The 331-nt window shown below is 42.0% G+C and carries 1 rRNA gene; it reads left to right on the top strand.

Annotated features, from left to right (window positions below):
• Positions 1 to 115 (top strand): 23S ribosomal RNA (locus tag ACYQ73_RS28320); the annotation flags it as partial.
• Between the last annotated feature and the right edge of the window lie 216 nt (positions 116 to 331).

Here is a 331-nt window from a genome sequence, read left to right as displayed (position 1 = left end):
TTCCCATTACGCAAGTAAGTAAGATCCCTCAAAGACGATGAGGTAGATAGGTTCGAGGTGGAAGTGTGGTGACACATGGAGCTGACGAATACTAATCGATCGAGGACTTAACCAAAAAAAGTTTGAACAATCAATGCACCGTTTATCCAGTTTTGAAAGAATAATTTTTTCAACCAAGGGTTTCAAGATACGAGTAGTTCGAGGAAGCGATGGAGAGAAGGAAGGAGCGTACTTAAGTACGTGACTGACTGAACGACAGAAGCTGACGAAGAAATACGACGTATATTGAAAGCCGAAAATAGTCTAGTGATGATGGCAAAGAGGTCACACC

Source organism: Lysinibacillus sp. CTST325 (assembly GCF_054665055.1).
This window is presented reverse-complemented; position numbering and strand designations above follow the sequence as displayed.